This is a genomic window from Sphingopyxis sp., assembly GCF_025869345.1.
In the GTDB taxonomy this organism is placed as follows: Bacteria; Pseudomonadota; Alphaproteobacteria; order Sphingomonadales; family Sphingomonadaceae; genus Sphingopyxis.
Genome location: NZ_JAOZVW010000155.1, coordinates 1 through 23,171 on the forward strand (window position 1 = coordinate 1; position 23,171 = coordinate 23,171).

General features: G+C 66.5%; 28 protein-coding genes. 13 read left to right on the top strand and 15 right to left on the bottom strand.

Features of this window, described 5'->3' with window-relative positions; all coding sequences use genetic code 11:
- Together OJI97_RS17550 and OJI97_RS17555 are read right to left on the bottom strand one after the other, a co-directional pair.
- On the bottom strand, positions 1 to 198 hold a 198-nt coding region (locus OJI97_RS17550), incomplete at its 3' end, for a UvrD-helicase domain-containing protein (RefSeq protein ID WP_297665636.1).
- Between the two features lie 10 nt (positions 199 to 208).
- Positions 209 to 1,069, bottom strand: coding sequence for a Rossmann-like and DUF2520 domain-containing protein (locus tag OJI97_RS17555; RefSeq protein WP_297665637.1), 861 nt, complete (start codon positions 1,067 to 1,069; stop codon positions 209 to 211).
- Positions 1,070 to 1,346: 277 nt separating this feature from the next.
- On the opposite strand from OJI97_RS17555, the gene OJI97_RS17560 reads away from it, so the two are divergent.
- Entirely contained in the window at positions 1,347 to 2,618 is a 1,272-nt protein-coding gene (locus OJI97_RS17560) for an MFS transporter (protein ID WP_297665638.1), read from the top strand.
- Here the strand turns inward: OJI97_RS17560 and rsmD are convergent.
- Positions 2,604 to 3,146 (bottom strand): 16S rRNA (guanine(966)-N(2))-methyltransferase RsmD, encoded by a 543-nt coding sequence (rsmD, locus tag OJI97_RS17565; protein ID WP_297665640.1) that lies wholly within the window; start codon positions 3,144 to 3,146, stop codon positions 2,604 to 2,606. The two genes, OJI97_RS17560 and rsmD, sit on opposite strands and share 15 nt — an antisense overlap.
- Positions 3,143 to 3,988 (bottom strand): pseudouridine synthase, encoded by an 846-nt coding sequence (locus OJI97_RS17570; protein ID WP_297665641.1) that lies wholly within the window; start codon positions 3,986 to 3,988, stop codon positions 3,143 to 3,145. The genes rsmD and OJI97_RS17570 overlap by 4 nt, the downstream gene beginning before the upstream one ends.
- A 154-nt stretch (positions 3,989 to 4,142) precedes the next feature.
- Between OJI97_RS17570 and OJI97_RS17575 the strand changes: the two genes are divergently transcribed.
- Both OJI97_RS17575 and OJI97_RS17580 read left to right on the top strand, forming a co-directional pair.
- Positions 4,143 to 4,580 (top strand): response regulator, encoded by a 438-nt coding sequence (locus tag OJI97_RS17575; protein ID WP_297665642.1) that lies wholly within the window; start codon positions 4,143 to 4,145, stop codon positions 4,578 to 4,580.
- Between the two features lie 102 nt (positions 4,581 to 4,682).
- Positions 4,683 to 6,011: an MFS transporter gene (locus tag OJI97_RS17580; protein WP_297665643.1), complete on the top strand. Its 1,329-nt coding sequence runs from the start codon at positions 4,683 to 4,685 to the stop codon at positions 6,009 to 6,011.
- Between the two features lie 20 nt (positions 6,012 to 6,031).
- Here the strand turns inward: OJI97_RS17580 and OJI97_RS17585 are convergent, their stop codons facing one another.
- The 9 genes from OJI97_RS17585 to purB all read right to left on the bottom strand — a co-directional run bounded on the left by OJI97_RS17585 (position 6,032) and on the right by purB (position 13,943).
- Complete coding sequence (locus tag OJI97_RS17585) at positions 6,032 to 7,369, bottom strand: folylpolyglutamate synthase/dihydrofolate synthase family protein (protein ID WP_297665645.1); 1,338 nt, start codon at positions 7,367 to 7,369, stop codon at positions 6,032 to 6,034.
- Positions 7,370 to 7,498: 129 nt separating this feature from the next.
- Positions 7,499 to 8,350 carry an acetyl-CoA carboxylase, carboxyltransferase subunit beta gene (gene accD / locus OJI97_RS17590; RefSeq protein ID WP_297665647.1) on the bottom strand — a complete coding sequence of 284 codons (852 nt, stop codon included), beginning with the start codon at positions 8,348 to 8,350 and terminating at the stop codon, positions 7,499 to 7,501.
- On the bottom strand, positions 8,347 to 9,135 hold the full coding sequence (gene trpA / locus OJI97_RS17595; protein WP_297665649.1) for a tryptophan synthase subunit alpha: 789 nt from the start codon (positions 9,133 to 9,135) through the stop codon (positions 8,347 to 8,349). The genes accD and trpA overlap by 4 nt, the downstream gene beginning before the upstream one ends.
- Positions 9,132 to 9,515, bottom strand: coding sequence for an endonuclease domain-containing protein (locus OJI97_RS17600; RefSeq protein WP_297665650.1), 384 nt, complete (start codon positions 9,513 to 9,515; stop codon positions 9,132 to 9,134). Before OJI97_RS17600 ends, trpA begins: the two co-directional genes overlap by 4 nt.
- Positions 9,516 to 9,558: 43 nt before the next feature.
- On the bottom strand, positions 9,559 to 10,770 hold the full coding sequence (gene trpB, locus OJI97_RS17605) for a tryptophan synthase subunit beta (RefSeq protein WP_297665651.1): 1,212 nt from the start codon (positions 10,768 to 10,770) through the stop codon (positions 9,559 to 9,561).
- Entirely contained in the window at positions 10,767 to 11,396 is a 630-nt protein-coding gene (locus tag OJI97_RS17610) for a phosphoribosylanthranilate isomerase (protein ID WP_297665653.1), read from the bottom strand. Before OJI97_RS17610 ends, trpB begins: the two co-directional genes overlap by 4 nt.
- A gap of 138 nt (positions 11,397 to 11,534) precedes the next feature.
- Positions 11,535 to 12,209 carry an orotidine-5'-phosphate decarboxylase gene (gene pyrF, locus OJI97_RS17615; protein ID WP_297665655.1) on the bottom strand — a complete coding sequence of 225 codons (675 nt, stop codon included), beginning with the start codon at positions 12,207 to 12,209 and terminating at the stop codon, positions 11,535 to 11,537.
- Positions 12,206 to 12,550: a LapA family protein gene (locus OJI97_RS17620; RefSeq protein ID WP_297665657.1), complete on the bottom strand. Its 345-nt coding sequence runs from the start codon at positions 12,548 to 12,550 to the stop codon at positions 12,206 to 12,208. Before OJI97_RS17620 ends, pyrF begins: the two co-directional genes overlap by 4 nt.
- A gap of 82 nt (positions 12,551 to 12,632) precedes the next feature.
- A complete protein-coding gene (gene purB, locus OJI97_RS17625) occupies positions 12,633 to 13,943 on the bottom strand; it encodes an adenylosuccinate lyase (protein ID WP_297665659.1) in 1,311 nt (436 codons plus the stop codon).
- A 195-nt stretch (positions 13,944 to 14,138) separates the two neighbouring features.
- Between purB and OJI97_RS17630 the strand changes: the two genes are divergently transcribed.
- Together OJI97_RS17630 and OJI97_RS17635 are read left to right on the top strand one after the other, a co-directional pair.
- Positions 14,139 to 14,396 (top strand): hypothetical protein, encoded by a 258-nt coding sequence (locus tag OJI97_RS17630; protein ID WP_297665661.1) that lies wholly within the window; start codon positions 14,139 to 14,141, stop codon positions 14,394 to 14,396.
- Between the two features lie 15 nt (positions 14,397 to 14,411).
- A complete protein-coding gene (locus tag OJI97_RS17635) occupies positions 14,412 to 14,885 on the top strand; it encodes a calcium-binding protein (protein ID WP_297665663.1) in 474 nt (157 codons plus the stop codon).
- A 72-nt stretch (positions 14,886 to 14,957) separates the two neighbouring features.
- Here the strand turns inward: OJI97_RS17635 and rnk are convergent, their stop codons facing one another.
- Positions 14,958 to 15,332, bottom strand: a complete 375-nt coding sequence (gene rnk / locus OJI97_RS17640; protein ID WP_297665665.1) for a nucleoside diphosphate kinase regulator — start codon at positions 15,330 to 15,332, stop codon at positions 14,958 to 14,960.
- Between the two features lie 259 nt (positions 15,333 to 15,591).
- Positions 15,592 to 16,269, bottom strand: coding sequence for a DNA repair protein RadC (gene radC, locus OJI97_RS17645; RefSeq protein ID WP_297665667.1), 678 nt, complete (start codon positions 16,267 to 16,269; stop codon positions 15,592 to 15,594).
- Positions 16,270 to 16,464: 195 nt separating this feature from the next.
- On the opposite strand from radC, the gene OJI97_RS17650 reads away from it, so the two are divergent.
- The 8 genes from OJI97_RS17650 (at position 16,465) to OJI97_RS17685 (ending at position 23,016) form a co-directional block, all read left to right on the top strand.
- On the top strand, positions 16,465 to 19,620 hold the full coding sequence (locus OJI97_RS17650) for a YdbH domain-containing protein (protein ID WP_297665669.1): 3,156 nt from the start codon (positions 16,465 to 16,467) through the stop codon (positions 19,618 to 19,620).
- Positions 19,621 to 19,667: 47 nt separating this feature from the next.
- Entirely contained in the window at positions 19,668 to 19,829 is a 162-nt protein-coding gene (locus OJI97_RS17655; protein WP_257550090.1) for a YnbE family lipoprotein, read from the top strand.
- 10 nt (positions 19,830 to 19,839) lie between these two features.
- Positions 19,840 to 20,241: a YdbL family protein gene (locus OJI97_RS17660; protein WP_297665671.1), complete on the top strand. Its 402-nt coding sequence runs from the start codon at positions 19,840 to 19,842 to the stop codon at positions 20,239 to 20,241.
- Positions 20,242 to 20,448: 207 nt separating this feature from the next.
- Positions 20,449 to 20,784 carry an AtpZ/AtpI family protein gene (locus tag OJI97_RS17665; protein ID WP_297665673.1) on the top strand — a complete coding sequence of 112 codons (336 nt, stop codon included), beginning with the start codon at positions 20,449 to 20,451 and terminating at the stop codon, positions 20,782 to 20,784.
- Between the two features lie 54 nt (positions 20,785 to 20,838).
- A complete protein-coding gene (locus tag OJI97_RS17670; protein WP_297665675.1) occupies positions 20,839 to 21,621 on the top strand; it encodes a F0F1 ATP synthase subunit A in 783 nt (260 codons plus the stop codon).
- 33 nt (positions 21,622 to 21,654) lie between these two features.
- The gene (locus tag OJI97_RS17675; protein WP_067108963.1) at positions 21,655 to 21,885 is read left to right on the top strand and encodes a F0F1 ATP synthase subunit C; all 231 of its coding nucleotides are present in this window, start codon (positions 21,655 to 21,657) and stop codon (positions 21,883 to 21,885) included.
- Positions 21,886 to 21,992: 107 nt separating this feature from the next.
- On the top strand, positions 21,993 to 22,490 hold the full coding sequence (locus tag OJI97_RS17680) for an ATPase (protein ID WP_297665679.1): 498 nt from the start codon (positions 21,993 to 21,995) through the stop codon (positions 22,488 to 22,490).
- On the top strand, positions 22,483 to 23,016 hold the full coding sequence (locus OJI97_RS17685) for a F0F1 ATP synthase subunit B (protein WP_297665681.1): 534 nt from the start codon (positions 22,483 to 22,485) through the stop codon (positions 23,014 to 23,016). Before OJI97_RS17680 ends, OJI97_RS17685 begins: the two co-directional genes overlap by 8 nt.
- The last annotated feature ends 155 nt before the right edge of the window (positions 23,017 to 23,171 follow it).

Consider the following 23,171-nt stretch of genomic DNA (forward strand, 5'->3'; position numbering starts at 1 on the left):
TTCGGACGGCCAGGCGCGACGGGTCGCGATGATATGCGCAAGCCGCGCGGTCAATGCCGCGGTCTTGCCGGTGCCTGCCCCCGCGAGCATCAGCACCGGCCCTTCGGTCGTCAGCACCGCCTGCCGCTGCGGGTCGTTGAGGCCTTGCAGATAGGGCGGGTCCGAGGGATCGGGCGGCGAGACGGGGAGGCTGTTCACGCGCGAACGATTAGGGAACAGCGGCCGCGCTGTCCAGTGCATGGCGCAGCGTCGATGGCCCGGACCGCCCCAATTCGTCGAGCGTCGCGAGCGCCATCGCGCGATAGGCGGAGAGCAGGGCGGGGCAATCGGCGGCGAGCGCAGCCAGATGCCCCGCGACCGTCCGCTCGTCGCCGCGCAGCAACGGCCCTGACAGCGCCGCAAAGCCGCGCTCCAGACTATTTTCGAGCGCTGCGCGAACGAGGGGTGCGAGCAGCGCCGCGGGATCGTCGACGCCCGTCGCGGCCAGCGCGTGCGAAGCGCCCGCCATCAGCGTCACGAGATGATTGGAGGCATGGCAAAGCGCGGCGTGATACAGCGGACGGCGCTCCTCGGCGATCTCGACCGCCACGCCGCCGAGCAGGCCGACGATCTGCCGCGCTATCTGGCCGGCCTCCGGGGAGGAGCCGGTGACCGCGAACCGCGCCTGCTTCATGCGCTGGATCTCGCTGTGGGCGTCGCCGGTGAAGGTCATCGCCGGATGGATCGCGGCGGTCGGCGCCCCGGCATGGCGTAATGGATCGAGGATCGCGGCGCCACTGCTGCCGCTGAGGTGAAAGACGAAGGGCGCGGCGAGGGAGGGCAGGGCGGCTGCGAGATCGGCCGCGACGGCTGCGAGCGCGTCGTCGGAGACCGCGATGGCGATGACGTCGCAGCCGCTTGCGAGATCGCCCAGCCGGGGCGCGGCAACGGCGTGCGCGACAGCGCGGGCCTTGTCGCGGGATCGCGCCCACAGCAGCGGCGGCGCGCTCGAATGCGGTGCGAGGGCAAGCGCCAGTGCCTGCGCGACGCGGCCCGCGCCAACGATGCCGATCTGGTGGAATGCGGTCATGGAGTGCGTCTAGCGCGGTGCGTGAAAATCGCCAATTGCCGGATGGAAAAAGGCGAGCACGACCGATCTTTGATTATAACGTTTGCCATTCCCGCGAAAGCGGGAACCCAGAGCGTGCGTCGGCTGACCCCACACTGGGTTCCCGCTTTCGCGGGAATGACGAAGGGGGGATCATCGCGCACCCCTCCACCTTTATTCCGCCTTGCACAAAATGCCCCAACCCGTCCAAAGCGGCCCGATCGAAACGCTGAAGAAACAAGAGGGAGGGGCGTCGCCCATGGACTTGGCACCCTATCGCAAGCACCGCCGCATCCTGACCGCGAGCCTCGTCGGCACCGCGGTCGAATTCTATGATTTCTACGTCTATGCGACGGCTGCCGCGCTGGTGATCGGGCCGCTCTTTTTTCCCGCCGAATCGCCGTCGGCGCAGCTCATGTTCAGCTTCATGAGCTTCGGGCTCGCTTTCCTCGCGCGCCCCGTCGGCGCGATCGTCTTCGGCCATTATGGCGACCGTATCGGGCGCAAGTCGACCCTCGTCGCCTCGCTGGTGCTGATGGGCGCCTCGACGCTGCTGATCGCCTTTTTGCCGACCTATGCGATGGTCGGCTGGGTCGCGCCGCTGCTGCTCTGCATCCTGCGCTTCGGGCAGGGGCTGGGGCTCGGCGGCGAATGGGGCGGGGCGGCGCTGCTCGCGGTCGAGAATGCGCCGCCCGGATGGAAATCGCGCTTCGGCATGTTCCCGCAATTGGGCGCGCCGGTCGGCTTCATCGCCGCGAACGGGCTGTTCCTGCTGCTCGGCCTCGTGCTGAACGATGCCGATTTCGCGGCCTGGGGCTGGCGCATCCCCTTTCTCTTCTCCGCGGTGCTCGTCGGCCTCGGCCTGTGGGTGCGGCTGAAGATCGGCGAGACGCCCGATTTCAAGGAAGCGCTCGAGAAGGACGCGCCCGTCGGCGTCCCGCTCGGCGAATTGCTGCGGCACCACCTGCTCGCGACGCTGGCGGGCACTTTCGCGGTCGTCGCCTGTTTCGCGATCTTCTATCTCTCGACCAGCTTCGCGCTCGCGCATGGCACGACGACGCTCGGCTATCCGAAGGAGCAATTCCTGCTCGTCCAGCTCGGCGCGATCCTGTTCATGGCGGGCGGCATCATCTTCGCGGGCTATGCGAGCGACGCATCGAGCGCCCAGCGCGTGCTGACGTGGGGATGCGGCGCGACGATCCTCGTCGGGCTGATCTTCGGACCGTCGCTGGCGTCGGGAAGCTGGCCGGTCATCTTCGCGGGGCTCGCGGCGGCGCTGTTCGTGATGGGCCTCGTCTATGGCCCGCTCGGAAGCTGGCTGACCGCGCTGTTCCCGGTGCGCGTGCGCTATACCGGCGCGTCGGTGACCTTCAACGCCGGCGGCATATTGGGCGGCGCGCTCGCCCCGATCGTCGCGCAGGCGCTCAGCGACTGGCGCGGGACCGACGTGGTCGGCCTCTACCTCGCGCTCGCCGGGGTTGTGAGCTGGATCGGGCTGCTGATGGTGCGGAAGACGTCACGCCAGCCGTAGCAGCGTCAGCTTCGCCTTGCCGACCCGGCGCTCGGCGTCGATTTCAAACCCCGCGACATCGACGCTTTCGCGTTCGGCGGTCTCGACCGAAATCCAGCTGTCGGGTCCGATCCAGCCGAGCCGGTTGAGCTTGTCGAGCGCGACGCTGCCCGCGCCGGTGCCATAGGGGGCGTCGAACAGCAGCAGGTCGAAGCTGCGGCGCGCGGGACCGAGGCCCAGAACCGATCCCGCCCGCACGTCGGCGCGCGGCGCCGCGCCTAGCGCCGCGAGATTCTGGCGGAGCGCGTCGAGCGCGTCGCGATCCTGCTCGCCGAACAGGCACTGTGCGGCGCCGCGCGACAGCGCCTCGATCCCGAGCGCGCCCGAGCCCGCGAACAGATCGGCGACATACAGCCCCTCGAAACTGCCGACACGGCTGGTGAGCATCGAGAAAAGCGTCTCACGCGTGCGGTCCGCGGTGGGACGCGTCGCGTCATTCTTCGGCGCGATCAGCTTGCGGCCGCGCCATTCGCCCGCGATGACCCTCATTTGTCGAGGCGCCGCCGGAACTGGAACAATTCGTCGCGCGGCACGATCTCGACCCCGCCCATGTCGAGCCCGTCGAGGGTGAACTGCCCATAGCGCGTGCGGATCAGGCGGCTGACCTGAAGGCCGAGATGTTCGAGGACGCGGCGCACCTCGCGATTCTTGCCCTCGGTCAGCGTCATCTCGATCCACTGGTTGCGCCCGGTGCGGCGTTCGAGATTGGCGTCGATCTTGCCATAGCGGATGCCGTCGATTTCGATGCCCTCGACTAGATCCTCGAGCTGCGCCTGGCTGATGTCGCCGAACGCGCGCGCGCGATAGGTGCGCTCGACCCCGCTCGCGGGCAGTTCGAGCTGGCGCTTGAATTCGCCGTCGTTGGTGAGGAGCAACAGCCCTTCGGTATTATAATCGAGCCGTCCCACCGGCATCAGCCGCGGCAGCCCCTTGGGCAAAAGGTCGTAGATCGTCTTGCGCCCCTTGGGATCGCGCGCGGCGGTCAGGCAGCCCGCGGGCTTGTGAAAGCGATAGAGGCGGGTCGAAACGGGCTTGGCGACGGGCTGGCCGTCGACCGTCAGCCCGTCGAGCGACGCCAGCAGCGGCGCGGGCTGCGCGACCGTCTCGCCGTTGAGCGCGATGCGGCCCTCCTCGATCATCCGTTCGACATCGCGCCGCGACCCGACCCCGGCGCGCGCGAGCAGCTTGGCGATCCGCTGTGGCCCATCCTCGCGCTCGGGTTCGGCCTTGGGATCGCGGGGCGGCGCGGCGGCGCGCGCGGCACGGCGGCCGCGCGGGGCATCGGCGGGCGCCGGACGGGGCGCGCTGCGGGGCGGACGGCGGGTGGTCATGGGAACGGATGCGGCTTTCTTGTCGTTTTCAGACACAAACTGTGACTTTGTGATCACGCTCATAGCCCGAAAACGATCGCTTCGTCGATGGCAAGCCGAAGCGATATTGCAGGAAAGGCCAGAGCGAGTCATGGCGTCGGTAAAGGGAGTTTATATGCTCTTCGCGTCTCGCCCGTCGTGCATCAAGCGCCTGCTGGTCATCGAGGATGACCCGCTGGTCGCGTTCGATAGCGAGCGGACGCTGAAGCATGGCGGCTATGATGTCGTCGCGACGGTCGATTCGGGCGAAGCCGCTGTCGCGGTGATCGCCTCGACCCAGATCGACGCGATCGTCCTCGACCTTGGCCTTGCAGGCCACATGACGGGCCGCGAGGTCGCCCGCCTGGCACGCGACCGCGGCATCGCGGTGCTGCTGGTGACCGGCGAATGCCCCACCGATGCCGAAGAGATCGCCGTCGCCTGCCTCGGCAAGCCGCACAGCGCCTCGGCGCTGCTGTCGGCGGTGAAGGCGGTCGAGACGATGACCTGCAAGAAAAAGGCGCCGCGCAAGGTCAGCGGCCTCGTCACCTTCTGGCGCCCCGAAGCGGCGTGACCGCACGGCGTTTTGGCGCAGCGTCCCAATTAGCCGCTTCCAATTTGCTCCCGACGCTTTAGGCCATGGGCGTCATGTCCGGGCGTTAGGGGAGAGCCGATTTTGCAAGCAGACAGCGTGACGCCGGCACCGCAGGGCTGGTGGGACAGCATCCGGCCCTATCTGGAACGCGCGCCGGTCGCCGCCTTCCTGCTCGGCGTGTCGTCGGGCTTCCCCTATGCGATGATCGGCGCGACGCTGACGACGCGGCTGGCGCAGGACGGCATCGACAAGAAGACGGTGACCGCCTTCACGCTCGCCTTCCTCGTCTATAATCTGAAACCCTTGTGGTCGTGGGTGGTCGACGGGGTTCGCCTGCCGGTGCTGGGCCGCCTTGGTCAGCGCGTGTCGTGGATCATTCTGGCCGCGGCATTGGTGATGGCCGCGGTGGCGAATCTGGCGATGCAGGATCCAAAGGCCGACATCTTCCAGGTTGCGGTCGCGGCGATCCTCGTCGGGCTGGCAGGCGCGACCTTCGACATCGTGATCGACGCCTATCGCATCGAAATCCTGAAACCCGAACAACTGGGCATCGGATCGGGGATGAGCCAATATGGCTGGCGTATCGGATCGACCGCCGCCGGTGCGCTCGCGCTCTATCTTGCCGCGCGCCACGGGTGGGAAGCCGCCTATCTGGCCTGCGCGCTCTTTGCGCTACCCGCCGTGATCGCGGCGCTGTGGAACGGCGAGCCCGAACGGCATCGCAGCCCCGCCGAACGCAAGGGCGGCAGCGCGATCGTCCAGTCGATCATCGGCCCCTTCGTCGAATTTTTCCAGCGGCAGGGCGCGCCGCTCGTGCTGCTGTTCATCCTCGTTCACAAGATCGGCGACACGCTGGCGAATCTGACGTTCCGCCTGCTGTTCGACGATCTGGGCTACACCAACGACGAGATCGCGATCTATGACGTCGGCATCGGCTTCTGGGCCTATCTGATCGGGATTTTCGTCGGGGGTATCATCTATTCGCGCATGGGGATGAAGCGATCGGTACTGGTCAGCCTGATCCTGATGGCGGTATCGAACTTCAGCTTCGCGCTGCTGGCCGCGACCGGCAAAAGCAATATCGGCATGGCGGGGGCGATCGGGTTCGAAAATTTCGCCAGCGGCATCGGCGGCGTCGTCGTCGTTGCCTATTTCTCCGCGCTTTGCGACCTGCGCTTTACCGCGGCCCATTATGCGTTGATTTCATCGGCGGCGAGCATCGTCGGACGCTTCGTCACCGGCACCACCGCGGGCGCGCTGATCGAGCAATTCGGCTATGTCCAATTCTATCTGCTGACCACCGCGGCGGCGGTGCCCGGCGTTCTGCTGTTCTGGTGGATGATGCGAGCGGGCCTCGTCGACCTGTCCGTCGGAACGGCAGGGAAAGTCGAGGAAAAATCAACCGGCTGACGCCCTCGCGCAACGGTGGGTCAGACCGGCCATTCACGATTGAGGTCGAGAACGACGCCCGCAAGATAGAGCGAGCCGCAGACCAGCACGTCGGTAGGTGCGCGGTTGTGCGCGATATGGCGCAGCGCGGTTTCGACATCGGGACAAGCGCGGACATCGGCGACGCCCAGTTCACCCTGCACCTGGCGGCATAGTGCCTGTGGATCATGATGCTCATGCCCCGGAATCGGCACCGCCTGAAAGGAGGCGATCTTGTCGGCGATCGGGCGCAGAAAGCCCGCCGCATCCTTGTTCGCGAGTAGCCCGCAGATGATGTGGAGTGGCGGCTGGCCGGCCAGGGCCTTGGCAAGCGCCGCACCGGCGTCGGGATTATGCCCGCCATCGAGCCACAATGCTGTGCCCTGCGGCAGCAGGGCGGTCAGCGGTCCCGCGCCGAGGCGTTGCAATCGGGCGGGCCAGCGCGCCGCTTTCATCGATACCGCAAAGGCTTCGTCGGAAAGGGCCAGCGCGGTCTGATGGCGGAGCATCGCGACGGCGAGCGCGGCGTTGTCGGCCTGATGCGCGCCGGCCATGGCGGGGAGCGGCAGGTCGAGCGCGCCGCGCGCATCGCGGTAATGCAGGCCCTTGTCGTCGGCTGTGGCCTCCCACGCGCCGCCGCGGTCGAGCAGCATCGCGCCGGCCTTTGCGGTCTGCTTCGCGATTTCCGCCCGCGCGGTTGCGGGATAGGCCTGCGTCACCAGCGGGACGCCGGCTTTTGCGATGCCCGCCTTTTCAAAGGCGATGCGGTCCAGCGGGGCGGCGGGGACATTCGCCTCGGGCGCGAGCAGAAAGGCTTCGTGATCGATGCCGAGCGACGCGATGCCGCAAACCGCCGGGTGCGCGATGATGTTCGTCGCATCGAGCCGCCCGCCGAGTCCGACCTCGACGATGCAGGCATCGGCGGGGGTCCGCGCGAAGGCGAGGAACGCGGCGGCGGTCGTGACCTCGAAAAAGCTCGCCTGCAATCCGTCGGCGACATCGAGCACTTCGCCGAGCAGCGCGGCGAGCTGGCTGTCGTCGATCAGCTTGCCCGCAATCCGAATACGCTCGTTGAAGCGGACGAGGTGCGGGCTTGAATAGACGTGCGTCGTCAGTCCCTCGGCCTCGATCGCCGCGCGCAGGAATGCGCAGGTCGATCCCTTGCCGTTGGTGCCCGCGACGTGGAGCACCGGCGGCAGCCTGTCCTGCGGATTGCCGAGGCGCGCGCAAAGTTCGGCGATGCGCTCGAGCCCGAGGATATCGCGCCCCGGCGACAGCGCGGCGAGGCGGTCGAGCTGCGCCTGCACGGCGGGGTCGGAGCTATGGGCGTGGTCGGGCATGAAACTCCCTCTCCCCTTCAGGGGAGAGGGCCGGGGAGAGGGGGAGTTCTCCAACACCGGCCTCAAATGGGCATGACAGGGAAGAGAGTCCCCCTCTCCCTAACCCTCTCCCCTGAAGGGGAGAGGGAATTACGCCGCCTTCTCAGGCGCCAGATAACCGATCAGGCGCCCCAGCGTTTCGGGCAACTGCTTGCGATGCACGACCATGTCGATCATCCCATGATCGAGCAGATATTCGGCGCGCTGGAATCCTTCGGGCAATTTCTCGCGGATCGTATTCTCGATCACGCGCTGGCCCGCGAAGCCGATCAGCGCCTTGGGCTCGCTGATCTGGATGTCGCCGAGCATCGCATAGCTCGCGGTGACGCCGCCGGTCGTCGGATCGGTGAGCAGCACCACATAGGGCAGGCCCGCGCGGCGCAGGCGCTGGAGCGCAACCGTCGCGCGCGGCATTTGCATCAGCGACAGCGTGCCTTCCTGCATTCGCGCCCCGCCCGCGGCGGTGATCGCGATATAGGGGACGCCGCGCTTGATCGCCTGCTCGACCCCGGTGACGAAAGCCTCGCCCACCGCGACGCCCATCGACCCGCCCATGAAGGCGAAATCCTGCACGCCGATCACCGCACCCTGGCCCGATATGCGGCCGAACGCATTCTGATAGGCGTCGCGGTCGCCGGTCTGCGCGCGCGCCGCCTTGATGCGGTCGACATATTTCTTGGTGTCGCGGAACTTCAGCGGGTCCTCGGGCGCCGGCGGCGAGGCGATGAGTTCGTGGATGCCGCCGTCGAAAAGCTGCGCGAAGCGCTCCTTGGCGCCGATGCGGTCGTGATGGTCGCAGCGCGGGCAGACGTTGAGATTATCCTCCCACTCCTTGACGAACACCATCTGCTGGCACTGGCGGCATTTGTGCCAGAGATTGTCGGCGGTATCGCGCTTGGCGGTGAAGGGCAGGGCGTTGCGGACGCGGTCGAGCCAGCTCATGCGGCGATCTCCTTTGCGCCGTGGATAGCATCGGCGAGGGTGCGGGTGAAGGCTTCGACATGCGGCGCGGCGGCGTCGCCATGCTGCGCAATGATGTCGATGAAGGCCGATCCGACGACGACGCCGTCGGCGACCTTCGCGATCCGCCCGGCCTGCTCGGGCGTGCGAACGCCGAAGCCGACCGCGACGGGCAGGTCGGTCGCGGCCTTGAGCCGCGCAACGGCATCCTCGATGCTCGCCTGCGCCGCCTGCTGCAGCCCGGTGATCCCGGCGACCGACACATAATAGAGGAAACCGCCCGCGCCGTTCAGCACGTCGGGCAGGCGCGCGGCGTCGGTGGTCGGGGTGGCGAGCCGGATCAGGTCGACCCCCGCAGCCCGCAGCGCGGGACCGAGTTCGGCATCCTCCTCCGACGGAATGTCGACGCAGATGACGCCGTCGACACCTGCTTTCGCGCACTCGGCGGCAAACCAGTCGGCGCCACGGATCGTCATCGGATTGGCATAGCCCATCAGGACGAGCGGCGTGTCGGGATGGCGCACGCGGAAGGCAGCGGCGATGGCGAAGATGTCGGCGGTCGTCGTCCCCTTGGCGAGGCTGCGCAGGTTCGCGGCCTGGATCGCGGGACCATCGGCCATCGGATCGGTGAAGGGCATCCCAAGCTCGATCACGTCGGCTCCGCCCGCGACCAGCGCGTCGAGGTTGGCGGCGGTGTCGCCATCGCCTGCGGTTATGAAGGTGACGAGGGCGGGGCTTTTGGAAAAGGCCGAAGCGAAGCGAGTCATATAGCCCTCTCCCCTTCAGGGGAGAGGGTTGGGAGAGGGGGATGATTGATGAACAGCGCAAGCTGGGTCAGCACACCCTCCATGTTCGTCATCACGTCGGAATTGGTAAATCTGATCACCCTGTAACCCTGCTTCTCAAAAAATGCCGTTCGCGTTCGATCATAATCTTCTTGAAAACCGTGCGTATCGCCGTCGATTTCTACCACCACCATCGGTTCGCGAGACGAGAAGTCGGCGATATAGCGGCCGATGACCTTTTGTCTGCGAAATTTGACGCCTTGAAACCGGGCTGCGCGAAGTTGAAGCCATAAACGAATTTCCGGCTCGGTTTGCTCGCGGCGCATTGCCTTCGCGAACTCGATCAACCGGCGGTCTCGCATATTCCCCCTCTCCCAACCCTCTCCCCTGAAGGGGAGAGGGCTTTTAGAGCTTCACCCCCAGCGCGTCGGCCACCGTGAAGATATCCTTATCCCCCCGTCCCGAGCAGTTGACGATCATCACCTTGTCCTTGCCCATCGTCGGCGCGATGCGTTCGGCGGCGGCGATGGCGTGAGCGCTTTCAAGCGCCGGAATGATCCCTTCCAGCTTGGTCAGCTTTTGGAAACTCGCCAGCGCTTCGGCGTCGGTGACGGGTTCGTAGCGGACGCGGCCGATCTCGTGCAGCCAGCTATGCTCGGGCCCGATGCCCGGATAGTCGAGGCCTGCCGAGATGCTGTGCGCCTCGGTGATCTGGCCATCCTCGTCCTGCAGCAGATAGGTCTTGTTGCCATGGAGAATGCCGGGACGTCCGCCCGCAAGGCTGGCGGCGTGCTTGCCGTCCAGACCTTCGCCTGCGGCTTCGACGCCGACGATCTCCACCTCGGGATCGTCGAGGAAGGGGTGGAAGAGGCCGATTGCGTTCGACCCGCCGCCAACCGGGGCGATCAGCATGTCGGGCAGGCGGCCTTCGGCTTCGAGGATCTGCTCGCGCGCTTCGTTGCCGATCACCGACTGGAAGTCACGGACGAGCTCGGGATAGGGATGCGGGCCCGCGACGGTGCCGATGATGTAGAAGGTGTCGTGGACGTTCGCGACCCAGTGGCGCAACGCCTCGTTCATTGCGTCCTTCAGCGTCTTCGCGCCGCTCTCGACCGCGACGACTTCGGCGCCGAGCAGCTTCATGCGAAAGACGTTCGGCTGCTGCCGCGCGACGTCGACCGCGCCCATGAAGATGGTGCAGGGCAGGCCGAACAGCGCGGCGACGGTCGCGGTAGCGACGCCGTGCTGGCCCGCGCCGGTCTCGGCGATGATCTTCGTCTTGCCCATCCGCTTCGCCAGCAGGATCTGGCCGATGCAATTGTTGATCTTGTGCGCGCCGGTGTGGTTGAGGTCTTCGCGCTTGAGGTAGATCTTCGCACCGCCGAGGTTGGCCGTCAGCCGCTCGGCGAACCACAGCGGGCTTGGGCGGCCGACATAATGTTTGAGCAGATAATCGAACTCGGCCTTGAACGCCGGATCGGCCTGTGCGGCGCGATAATGGCGTTCGAGATCGAGGATCAGCGGCATCAGCGTTTCGGCGACATAGCGGCCGCCGAACTGGCCGAAATGGCCGCGTTCGTCCGGCCCGGTGCGAAGGCTGTTGGGTGCGTGTGTCATCGTCCCGCCGCTTTAAGGAAAGCGGCCATCTTGTCCACATCCTTGACGCCCGGCGCGCTTTCGACGCCCGAAGAGACGTCGACGAGCGGCGCGCCGGTCTCGGCGATCGCCTGCGCGACGTTCGCGGGGGTCAATCCGCCCGCGACGCCCCAGTCGATCGTGTGGCGATGGTTCCTGAGCAGCGACCAGTCGAAGCGCGCGCCGGTGCCGCCGGGCAGCGCCGCGGCGGGTGCGTCGAACAGGATGCGATCGGCGGCGCCGTCATATTTGCGGACGCGTTCGAGCGTGCCGGCGTCGGCGAGCCCGACCGCCTTCCACACCTCGGCGGGAACCAGCCGCTTGACCGCCGCGAGCCATTCGGGGGTCTCGTTGCCGTGGAACTGGACGATGTCGGGCCGCACCTGGCTCAGCGCATCGCCTGTGAGTTGCTGCGAGGCGTTGACGAGCAGCAGCGCGACCTTGACCTTGCCCTGCGCGCGCTGACGCAATTCGGCCGCGGTTTTCAGATCGACGTGGCGCGGGCTCGGCTCATAATGGACGAGGCCGATATGCGTCGCGCCGAGGCGGATCGCGGCGTCGAGCGTTTCGGGGGTCGAAAGACCGCAGATTTTGACGAGTGGGGGCATGAATATTCCGGCGCATTGAAAAGCTGTGCGCTCCCGCGGAGGCGGGAGCCCATCTCCTGCCGGTCCCAGTCTGAACCGGCTGGTGATGGGTCCCCGCCTTCGCGGGGACACGCGGCCCTGTCAACGCATAGGGTGAGCTTAAAGCGTCGCCTCGATCTCGCGCGCGGCGAGGTCGGGGTCGGTCGACTGGCTGATCGGGCGGCCGACGACGAGGATCGAGGCGCCGTCGGTCATCGCCTGTGCCGGGGTGACGACGCGCTTCTGGTCTCCCAGCTTGCCGTTCGCGGGGCGGACGCCGGGGACGACGAAGAAGCCGCCGGGCCACGCCTTGCGCGCGGCCTTCACTTCCTGCCCCGAACAGACGATGCCGTCGAGCCCGGCTTCGCGCGCGAGCGTGGCGAGGCGGACGACCTGGTCGTGCGGATTGCCGCCGACGCCGATGTCATCCAGGTCGGGCGCGTCGAGGCTGGTCAGCACGGTGACACCGACGACCTTGGTGGCGGTTCCCGCCGCCGCCTTCGCTTCCTCCATCATCGCGCGGCCGCCCGCGGTGTGGATGGTCAGGATCGCGGGTTCGAGTGGACGCAACGCCTGAATCGCCTTGGCGACAGTGTTGGGAATGTCGTGCAGCTTGAGGTCGAGGAAGATCGGCAGGCCGAACTTCGCCATCTCGTGCACCCCGTGATGGCCGTTGGCGCAGAAAAATTCGAGGCCGAGCTTCAATCCGCCGACATGGTGCCGCACCTTCTGCGCCAGCGTCAGCGCGGCGTCGAGGTGCGGGGTGTCGATGGCGAGATAGATGGGCGATGTCATGGCTTGTCCGTCGGGAAGAGGTCGGTGGGGGCGGGCGGAACGTCGTTCACCGGCGCGGCAGCAGGCGCGGGCTCGACTGGGCGATTGGCGAGCGCGCGCATGTCGGCGAGCTGTCGTTCGCTGCCGTCGAGGCGGCGTTTCAGCGACCATCGCGTCGTGCGCAGCGCCACCCACATCGGCACCGCGCCGATCAGGAAGGAGGCGAGGATCACCAGCGGCATCTTGGTCTCGGCCTCCCAGCCGGGCCAGATGGTCACCGTCACGACCCGCCAGTTCGCCATCGCGAAAATGACCAGCACGGCGGTCAGCAAGATCCAGATGATCGTCCGCAGGATTCCCACTTGGCTTGCTCCTCCATTGGGCTTTGGACGACCCTATGCCAGAATGTCGCGGGTTTCCAGCCCTTCGCCGGGAAGAGCGGCGTCAGCCGAACACCCGGTCGAAGATCGTGTCGACATGCTTCATATGATAGCCGAGGTCGAACAGTGCGGTCAGCTCGTCGGGTGACAGCTTCGCGGTGACGTCGGCGTCATTCTTGAGCAGGTCGAGCAGCGACAGCGCTCCGTCGCTTTCCCACACCTTCATCGCATTGCGCTGAACGAGCGCATAGCTGTCCTCGCGGCTCGCGCCCGCCTGCGTCAGCGCGAGCAGCACGCGCTGCGAATGGACGAGGCCGCCCATGCGGTCGAGATTCTTCTGCATCCGTTCGGGATAGACGAGCAGCTTGTCGACGACGCCGGTCAGCCGCGCGAGCGCGAAATCGAGCGTGATCGTCGCGTCGGGGCCGATGAAGCGCTCGACCGACGAATGGCTGATGTCGCGCTCGTGCCACAGCGCGACATTCTCCAGCGCCGGGGTGACGGCGCTGCGCACCATGCGCGCGAGGCCGGTCAGATTTTCGGTCAGCACCGGATTGCGTTTGTGCGGCATCGCCGACGAGCCCTTCTGGCCGGGCGAGAAATACTCCTCGGCCTCCAGCACCTCGGTGCGCTGGAGGTGGCGGACCTCGACGGAAAGCCGCTCGATCGACGAGGCGACGACGCCCAGCACCGCAAAAAACATCGCGTGGCGGTCGCGCGGGATGACCTGCGTCGACACCGGCTCGACGGTCAGCCCCAGCTTCGCCGCGACATGTGCCTCGACGCGCGGGTCGATATTGGCGAAGGTGCCGACCGCGCCCGAAATCGCGCAGGTCGCGATCTCGGCGCGCGCGGCCTGAAGGCGGAGCTTGCAGCGCGAAAATTCGGCATAGGCCTCGGCCAGCTTCAATCCGAAGGTGACGGGTTCGGCATGGATGCCGTGGCTGCGGCCGATCGTCGGGGTCAACTTATGCTCATAGGCGCGGCGCTTGATCGCCGCGAGCAGCGCGTCGAGCTCGGTGAGCAAGATGTCGGCCGCCTGGCTGAGCTGCACCGCAAGGCAGGTGTCGAGCACGTCCGAGCTCGTCATGCCCTGGTGCATGAAGCGCGCCTCGTCGCCGACATTTTCCGCTACCCAGGTCAGGAAAGCGATGACGTCGTGCTTGGTCACCGCCTCGATCGCATCGATCGCCGCGACGTCGATCGCAGGATTGGTGGCCCACCAGTCCCACAATGCCTTCGCGGCTGATTGCGGGACGACGCCCAGTTCGGCGAGCGCGTCGGTCGCGTGCGCTTCGATCTCGAACCAGATGCGAAACCGATTCTCCGGCGACCAGATCGCGGTCATTTCCGGTCGGGCATAACGGGGAACCATCGGATTTCCTTTTCAATTTTGGGGCGACATCGCAGAATCCGTTCGGAAACGCGATGGGGCGCCCCCTAGCAGGGACGGGCGGTTTCGCCAATCGCCCGCCTTTCGCAACTTTCGGCAAATCGGACGGGTTGCTCGCTTGCCCCTTTGGAAAAGTCGGCAGGCCCGGATCGGTCCCGCCGCAACAGGAGTGAAGTGATGCTTAAATATGTGCTTTTGATCGGTGCCGCCGCTGTCAGCTTCCCCGCCCTTGCGCAAACGGAGCCCGCCAGCGATCAGCCGGCGCCGACCCAGTCGGAACCGACGACGACGACCGATCCCGCCCCGGAACCCGACCAGAAAGCGGATACCGAGAAGGCGCAGCCCGCCCCCGACAGCACGACCACGCCGACGCAGGATCCGGATTCGGACAAGCAGGATGAGCCTGCCGCCGAACCCGATTCGCCGCCGCAGTAAACAGGAGATTTCATCATGTTGAAGCATATGCTTATCATCGGCGCGGCCGCCGTAAGCATGCCCGCTTTCGCGCAGGAAACCCCGCCTGCCGATCCCGCGGCACCTCCGCCGACCGAACAGCCGGACCCGTCGACGACCGCGCCGACGCCGGCCCCCACGCCGGAGAGCCCGCCGCCTGAAAGCGCGCCGCCTGCTGGCGACGCGACGGCGCAGCCCGCCCCCTCGGGCACGGCCGCAACCCCGGCGCAGATCGCGCAGATCGTGAACAGCGAGTTCGCATCCTATGATGCGGACAAGAGCAACGACCTCAACCAGGAAGAATTCGCCGCCTGGATGAAGAAGCTGCGCACGGCGACCGAGCCGTCGGTCGACCCCGAATCGGAGCAGGTCAAGACCTGGATCGGGCAGGCGTGGACGGCGGCCGACGCCGACAAGTCGGGCGCGGTCAGCAAGGAAGAGCTTACCGGCTTCCTGACCCGCGGCGCCTGACGACAGGCTTGCTACGCAAGCGAACGACGCGGCCGCCGGAGCGATCCGGCGGCCGCATTCGCATGGCGGGCGTCAATTGGCGGTCGCGGGCTGGACGACGCCGACGACCGACAGCGTGCGTTCGTGGCCATCGCGGTCGGGCCAGCGGATCGACTGCCCCTGTCGCAATCCGATCAGGCCGGCGCCGACGGGGGTGAGGATCGAGACCCGGCCCGCCGCAATGTCGGCCTCGTGCGGATAGACGAGTTGGATCGTCCGGGTTTCGCCACTGGCCTCATCGACGAATTCGACCTGGCTCGACATGGTAACGACGTCGCGGGGCATGGTCTTCGCATTATGGACCGTCGCGCGCCCGATTTCATCGATCAGCAGCGCGCTGACCTGCGGCATACGCTTTTCGACGCTGACGGCCAGATCCGCCAGGGCGTCGGCCTCGGTATCGATCATATGGATGGAAGGCCGCCGGCGCGGCTTGCTTTGAGTCGTCATGGTGCAGGCTTTCCGCAAAGGGGGGAGGGGTGGGAGCGCCGCGCGCTGCGCCACCCGAAAAATTGGAATTTCGCCCCGGGTCTCGGGGCACGACGCACCGGAACCCGGGGCTATATGCCCGCGAGAAGCTGACCCCCGTGAAAACGGAATCGAAGATGGCGGTGCCGATTCTGCATCCGCAGATGATGTCGCACCCGCCCCGGTAAGTAAAGCCGGATCAGATCAGCCCCATCGCGCGCAGGCTACGATAATCGGAACCGCCGATGATGATATGGTCATGGAGGACGATCCCCAGCTTTCCTGCTGCCTCCGCGATATCGCGGGTGATCGCGATGTCCTGCCGGCTCGGCTCGGCATTTCCGCTCGGATGATTGTGGACGAGGATGATCGCCGCGGCGCCGAGCTCGAGCGCGCGCTTCACGACCTCGCGGACATAGATCGCCGACTGGTCGATCGATCCCTCGCTAGCGACTTCGTCGCGGATCAGCATATTGCGCGAATTGAGATAGAGGACGCGCACCCGTTCGATGTCGATCGGCCCCATGTCGGCGCGCAGCCAGTCGAGCAGCGCGTCCCAGCTCGACAGCAGCGGCTTGTCGCTGAGCGCACCCTTCAGCATCCGCAGGCTGGCCGCCTGCACGATCTTCAGCGCCGCGACCGCGCCGTCGCCCATGCCATCGACGCGGCGCAGCCCGTCGGGATCGGCGCTGATCAATTGCGCGAGCGAGCCGAATTCGCGGAGCAGCGCCTTCGCCAGCGGCTTGGTATCGCGGCGCGGAATCGCGAGCGCGAGCAGATATTCGACCAATTCATAATCGGCCATGCCCTCGGGTTCGCCGAGCAGCCGCGTCCGCAGCCGCGCGCGATGTCCCGCATGATCTGGCGCCTCCCCCATCGGGCGGGCATAACCAGCTTGTGGGGCGCACTCAACGGCCATAAGGTTCCGGGTCTATGGCAACGTCCTTATTTCTGGAGCCAAATGCGCCATTTCGGCGTTATTTGCCCGAACGGGGCGCGTGAGGAACGAATATCAGCGTCATGACGTCATTGGCCGCTTTTTCCTTTCCGTTGCAATCCGTGCGGTCCGCCCATGGCTGAGGCGGACGATAGCCCGCCGCCGAGGCCGCACAAGCGGACGATCCTGTTCAAGAAGCGCTGGCTGACCGCGGGCGCGGTCGTCGCGCTTGCGGGTGTGTTGTGGCTCGCGCGCGAGCCGATCGCCGATCGGGTTATCCGCGACCAGCTCGATGATCGCGGCATTCCAGCACGCTATACGATCGACGCGATCGGTTTCCGGCGCGAGCGCTTGTCGAATCTCGTCATCGGCGATCCCGCGCGGCCCGACCTGACCGCGAAAACGGTCGAGGTTTCGCTCGGCTATGGCTTTTCGGGCCCCTATGTGGCGGGAATCCGCGCCGACGGGGTGCGGCTCTATGGCCGTTTCGTGGACGGCCAGCTTTCGCTCGGCTCGCTCGACAAGTTCCGCGATCCGACCGACACGACGCCCTTCGCCTTGCCCGACCTGTTCGCCGAGCTCACCGATGCGCGCGGGCGGGTCGAGACGCCATGGGGCAATATCGGCGCGGCGCTGAATGGACGTGGCAATCTCCGCCGCGATTTCACGGGGAAGCTGGCGCTCGTGGCGCCGGACCTTACCGCGGCTGGGTGCGCGGTCGCGGGCACGACCTTCTATGGCAGCGTGCGCGTGCGCGACGTGCGCCCCAGCCTGTCCGGGCCTTTGCGCGCGAAAACGCTGCGCTGCGCGGACGGCAGCGTCACGGCGGTGTCGCCGCAGGTCGCGCTCGACCTGTCGCTGGCGGAGAATCTGCAAAGCTGGAAAGGCAGCGCCGACGCCGCGCTCTCCCGGCTGGCCGCGGGATCGGTGGTTGCCGATCGACTGGGCGTCAAGGCCGGTTTTTCGGGCACCGCCGACCGCACGAACCTCACGGTCGATGCCGATATGGCGCGGCTGCGCGGAAACGGCTTTGCCGCGCAAAGCGTCACCCTCGACGCCAAGGGCATAGTGGGGCGCGCGGCGCCCGCGCTCGACGGACGCGTGGCTTTCGTTCAAGCGACCGGCAGCGATGCCTTGCGGCGCGCGATCGTCGATGGCGCGAAAGCCGTCGATGGCACTCCGCTCGGCCCGCCGGCGAAGCGCGCTGCGGCGGCGCTCGCCCGCATGCTGGCCGATGTCGGCGGCAGCACGCGCTTCGCGCTCGCGGGCGAGGGACAAAGCGCGCGGGTCGAACTGATCGCGCCCGAAATCGCCAGCACCAGCGGCGCGCGCATTACCGGGAGCTCCGACAGCCGCATCGCCTATATCTTCGGAACGCCGGTGCCCGCGGTCACGATGCTGGGAAGCTGGACCTTCGGCGGCGGCGACCTGCCCACGGGATCGCTGTCGCTCGACCGCCGCAGCGACGGCGCGATTAGCGGGCTCGCGCGCTTCGAACCCTATGGCGCGGAAGACTCGCAGCTCGCACTGGCACCAGTCCGCTTTTCGGGCAACGGCGGCCTGCTGCGCTTCTCGACGCGCGCCGAACTGTCGGGACCGCTGGCGGGCGGGCGCGTCGAGCGGCTGACCGTACCGCTGAGCGGCGCTCTGTCAGCTACCGGGGCCTTGGCACTCGACGGCGGCTGCACCCGCGTCGGTGCCGACCGGATCGCGATTTCAGGCTTCCGGCTCGGCCGCACTGGCATCGACCTGTGCAGCCGTCCCGGCGCGCCGCTGCTCAGCGCCGGGCCAAACGGATTGCGCGGAGCCATCCGCATTCCTTCGCTCGCGCTGCGCGGGGCAAGCGGTTCGTCGCCCTTCGCGTTCGACGCGCGCGGCGCCGAGGTCGATCTCGCCTCGCTGCGCTGGGCCGTGGCGCTCGCCGATGTCCGGCTCGGCGAGGGCGACAGCGTTACTCGCTTTGCCGCCGACCGCATCACGGGGCGGCCCGCGGCGGGCGGCATGACGGGCGACCTCGCCGGTGCGAGCGGCAAGATCGGCGTGGTTCCGCTCAACATGAGCGAGATCGCGGGCCAATGGCGTTATGCGGGCGGCGCGCTGTCGCTCGACGGCGGCCTGCTGTTGACCGATGCCGCCACGCCCGCGCGCTTTGCGCCACTGATCAGCAAGGATGCGAGCCTGCGCTTCGCCGATGGCGCGATCGAAGCAACCGCAGGCTTCAGCGAGCGCGAGAAGGGGGTGAAGATTCTCGACACGGTGATCCGCCACCGGCTCGGCGACGGCACCGGCGCCGCCGACCTGATCGTCAAGGAACTCCGCTTCGACGACCATTTTCAGCCATCGATGCTGACCCCGCTCGCACTCGGCGTGGTCGCCAATGTCCAGGGAACGGTGGTCGGCGACGGGCGGATCGACTGGACGGCGGAAGGCATTACCAGCCACGGCACCTTCGCGACCGCCAATACCGACCTCGCGGCCGCTTTCGGTCCGGTCACCGGGCTCACCGCGACGCTGACCTTCGACGATCTGATCGGCCTGCATTCGGCGCCGGGGCAGACAGCGTCGATCAAGGAGATCAATCCCGGCATCCCCGTCGTCGACGGCACGATCGACTATCAGCTCATCGGTGGCAACCGCGTGCGCATCGAGGGCGGGCGCTGGCCCTTTGCGGGCGGCGAACTGCTGTTGCATCCCGCGACGCTCGATTTCGCCGCCGACCAGCCGCGCCGGCTCAGCTTCGATGTCGTCGGGGTCGATGCCGCCACCTTCCTCCAGCAGTTCGGCTTCGACAATATCAACGCCACCGGCAAATTCGACGGGACGCTGCCGGTCGAGTTCGACGGGCTGGGCGGCCGCGTCGTCGGCGGGCGCATCGACGCGCGCTCGGGGGGCGGCACGCTCGCCTATGTCGGCGAACTGTCGAATCACAATCTCGGCACGATCGCCAATTTTGCCTTTGGCGCGCTGCGCAGCCTCAAATATGACGATCTGACGATCATCCTGAACGGGGATCTCGACGGGGAAATGGTGACCGACATTCGTTTCGGCGGCGTGGGGCAGGGGGAGGGCGCAACGCGCAATTTCCTGACCAAACAGATCGCGAAGATCCCGCTGGTGTTCAATATAAAGGTCACCGGGCCCTTCCGCCAATTGGTGACATCGGCCAAGGGGCTCTACGACCCGTCGGTCTGGATCGAGCAGAATTTGTCGAGACTAATAGAAGAGCAGGAAGCGGCGACATCCGGCGCCTCTCCAACCGTTCAGCCCCCAGAAAGCGAGCCCGTGCGATGAAGAGCAGGACAAAGGAAGCAAGGAGGCCGGGTATTGGCGATCGGTGTATGATCATGGCGGGAGCAGCGATGCTGGGCGGCTGCGTCCAGATCGCGACCCCCGACAAGCCGATCGAGATCAACCTGAATATCAACATCAAGCAGGAAATCGTTTACAAGCTGGATGGTGATGCCAAGAAGCTCATTGAGCAGAATAGCGGCATATTCTGACGAGATAGGAATGATGATGGTGAAACAGTGGAAACCGGCAGGATGGGCGATGGCCGCGATTGCGGCAACGGCGGCGATTGGCATGGTCGTGCCCTCGGCGATGGCGCAGCGCGATCCCGCCTATGAGGCCGCGCGCTCGGCCGGACAGATCGGCGAGGAACCCACCGGCTATCTGGGCTTCGTCTCGACCCCGACCCCGGCGGTGCGCCAGCTCGTCACCGACATCAACATCAAACGCAAGGCCGCCTACACCAGCGGCGCGCCGCAGGGCAGCACGGTCGAGCAGTTCGCTTTCGTCACCGGCTGCAACCTGATCGCCAAGACCAAGCCGGGCGAGAAATATAAGGCGCCCGACGGCCGCTGGCTGACCCGCGATGCGAGCCCGCCGGTGCGCGATACGCGCTGCCCGTAACGAGATGATCTACAAGGCGGCTTCCGGGCCGCATATGCCGCCGCGCCCCTAAACGCGGCGGCATTTTTGTGCGGGGCAGCAGAAGCATTGACTTCGCGGGGCGGCATCCCTAAACGGGCCGCGCCTTAGGGGTCTCCCGAATTTTCGGGCCTTTTTTCGCGGGCGGAATCGGAATATTCCGGTTTTGTTTCAGGAGGATGGCGCAAGATGACGGAGAATGGCAGCGATCCGGAACACACTTCGGAGGATTCGCGCCTGGTCTCGCTCGAAGAGCGATTGGACCGGGCCGAAGCCGCAGAAGCGAAGCGGAGCGGGGTCAATCCACCCGAAGCCGACGCCAATTACCGGCTCGGCAACCGGGTGTTGGCCGAATTGCTGGGCGGTTTGCTCGGCGGGGCGTTGATCGGCTGGCTGATCGACCGCTTTGCCGATACCTCTCCCTGGGGCTTGTTGGGGATGTTGGCCCTCGGGATCATCGTCGCCTTCAGGAACATCTTCCGGATCGCCAATGCGGCCTCGCGCGGCAAGAGCGGTTCGGAATAGGTCAGGTTCAGCCCGGCGGCGCAAGGCGCCGGGACGTATTTTGGAGTGACGCGCGTGTCCGCTGAGGCCGGTAAATTCGACCCGATGCACCAGTTCACCGTCGAACCGATCGCGAAACTGTTCGCGATCGACGGACGCGAGGTCTGGCTGACCACCAGCGCGGTCTGGATGGCGGCTGCGGCGATCATCCTGTGGCTGTTCATGCTCGGCGGCATGAAGCGCCAGCTCGTTCCGGGCCGCTGGCAGATGGCGGTCGAAGGCTTCACCGGATTCATCTCGTCGATGATGTCGACGAACATCGGGTCCGAAGGGCGCAAATATACGCCCTATGTCTTTTCACTCTTCATGTTCATATTGTTCTGCAACATCCTGGGAATGGTGCCTTTTGCGCTCGGCGGGCTGCATCCGCTGACGGTCACCAGCCACTTCACCATCACCGGCGTGCTCGCGGTCCTGTCCTTTGCGATCGTCCTGGTCGTCGGCTTCTGGCGCCACGGTCTGCATTTCTTCTCGCTCTTCGTCCCGCACGGCACGCCGTGGCCGATGATCCCGTTCATCGCGCCGATCGAGTTCGTGTCGTTCATGGTGCGCCCGTTCAGCCTCGGCCTGCGACTCTTCGTCGCGATGACCGCCGGGCACGTGCTGCTCGAAGTGTTCGCCAACTTCATCGTCCAGAGCTCGGGCGCCGGCGCCGCGATCGGCCTGCCGGTCGGTCTCGCCAGCATGGCGCTGATGATCGGCATCAGCGCGCTCGAACTGCTCGTCGCGGGCATCCAGGCCTATGTTTTCGCTTTGTTGACCTCGCTCTATATCAACGACGCGGTCAACCTTCACTAATCACCCCAATCTTTTATCTAAGGAGTTAATTTCATGGACGCACAAGCAGCGACGCTCATCGGTGCCGGTCTCGCCGCGATCGGCGCCGGCATGGCCGCGATCGGCGTGGGCAATGTTTTCGGCAGCTTCCTGGAAAGCGCGCTGCGCAATCCGGCTGCGGCCGACGGCCAGCAGGGCCGCCTGTTCATCGGCTTCGCGGCCGCCGAACTTCTCGGCCTGCTGTCGTTCCTGATCGCCATCCTTCTCTATCTGAAGGCGGCCTGACGCCGGCGCCGCGCCGTCCGGCCTGATCGCCGGATGCGCGCGGCCGCCCGTGCGATGCGCCGCGTTCGACGCGCGCATCCGTTAGCCGTCCATTCGGAAGAAAACTTATGCCACAGATCAACCAGCTGGCGGAAAACTGGTATCTCGCCTCGCAGCTCTTCTGGCTCGCGCTGATTTTCGGTGCGGTCTTCGTGGTGGTCGGTCTCGGCATGTATCCGAAGATCGAGGCCACCGTCGATGCGCGCGATCGCAAGGTCGCCGACGACCTCGCGGCCGCCAAGGCGGCGCATGCACGCGCGGATGATCTGGAAAGCCAGTATCGCCAGCAGAACGACGCCGCGCGCGCCGGGGCGCAAAAGGCGGTGCAGGACGCGAAGGATAAGGCCGCGCGCGACGCCGAAAAGCGTCTCGCAAAGGTCGATGCCGAACTGTCCGACAAGATGACGGCGGCTGAGGCCGACGTCGCGGCGGCGCGCAAGTCGGCGATGGCGGAAATCGAATCGGTCGCGGCCGAAGCCTCGGCCGATCTCGTCGCCAAGCTGTCGGGCGTGAAGGTCGCGGCGGCGGATGCCAAGGCGGCGGTGAAGGCGGTGCTCCATGGTTGAACTGATCCTGTCCGAAGCGGCGCACGGCGCCGAACCCGCAGGCGCGCTATGGTCGTCGCCGAGCTGGTGGGTCGCGCTGGCGATGACGATCTTCTTCGTCGTCCTGATCTGGAAAAAGGCGCCTGCCGCGATCGGCGCGATGCTAGACGGCAAGATCGCCGCGATCGCGAAGCAGCTCAGCGAAGCCGAACAGCTTCGCCTCGACGCCGAATCGCTCAAGGCCGAATATGAAGCCAAGCTCGCCCGCGCGGCGAAGGAAGCCGAAGAACTGCGCGCGCGCGCCGAAACCGAGGCCGAAGCGCTGGTCGCCAAGGCCAAGACCGACGCGACCGCGCTGATCGCGCGCCGCAAGCAGATGGCCGAGGACCGCATCGCCGCGGCCGAAGCCCAGGCGCTGACGGAAGTCCGCACCGCGGCGACCAAGGCGGCGACCGAAGCGGCGGCAAAGCTGATCGCCGACAAGCACGACGCCAAGGCCGACAAGGCGCTGGTCGACAACGCCATCGCGGCAGTCGCCAAGGGCTGAGCCTTTCCGGCATCGCTGAAACAAGGCGCCCGCGGATTTCCGCGGGCGTTTTGCTGTGTGAGGCATGTCGGCGATCGACCAGAAGCTGACCTAAGTAACTTCGTCATCCCGGACTTGATCCGGGATCCATTCATCCAGCGCTGAGAGAATGGATC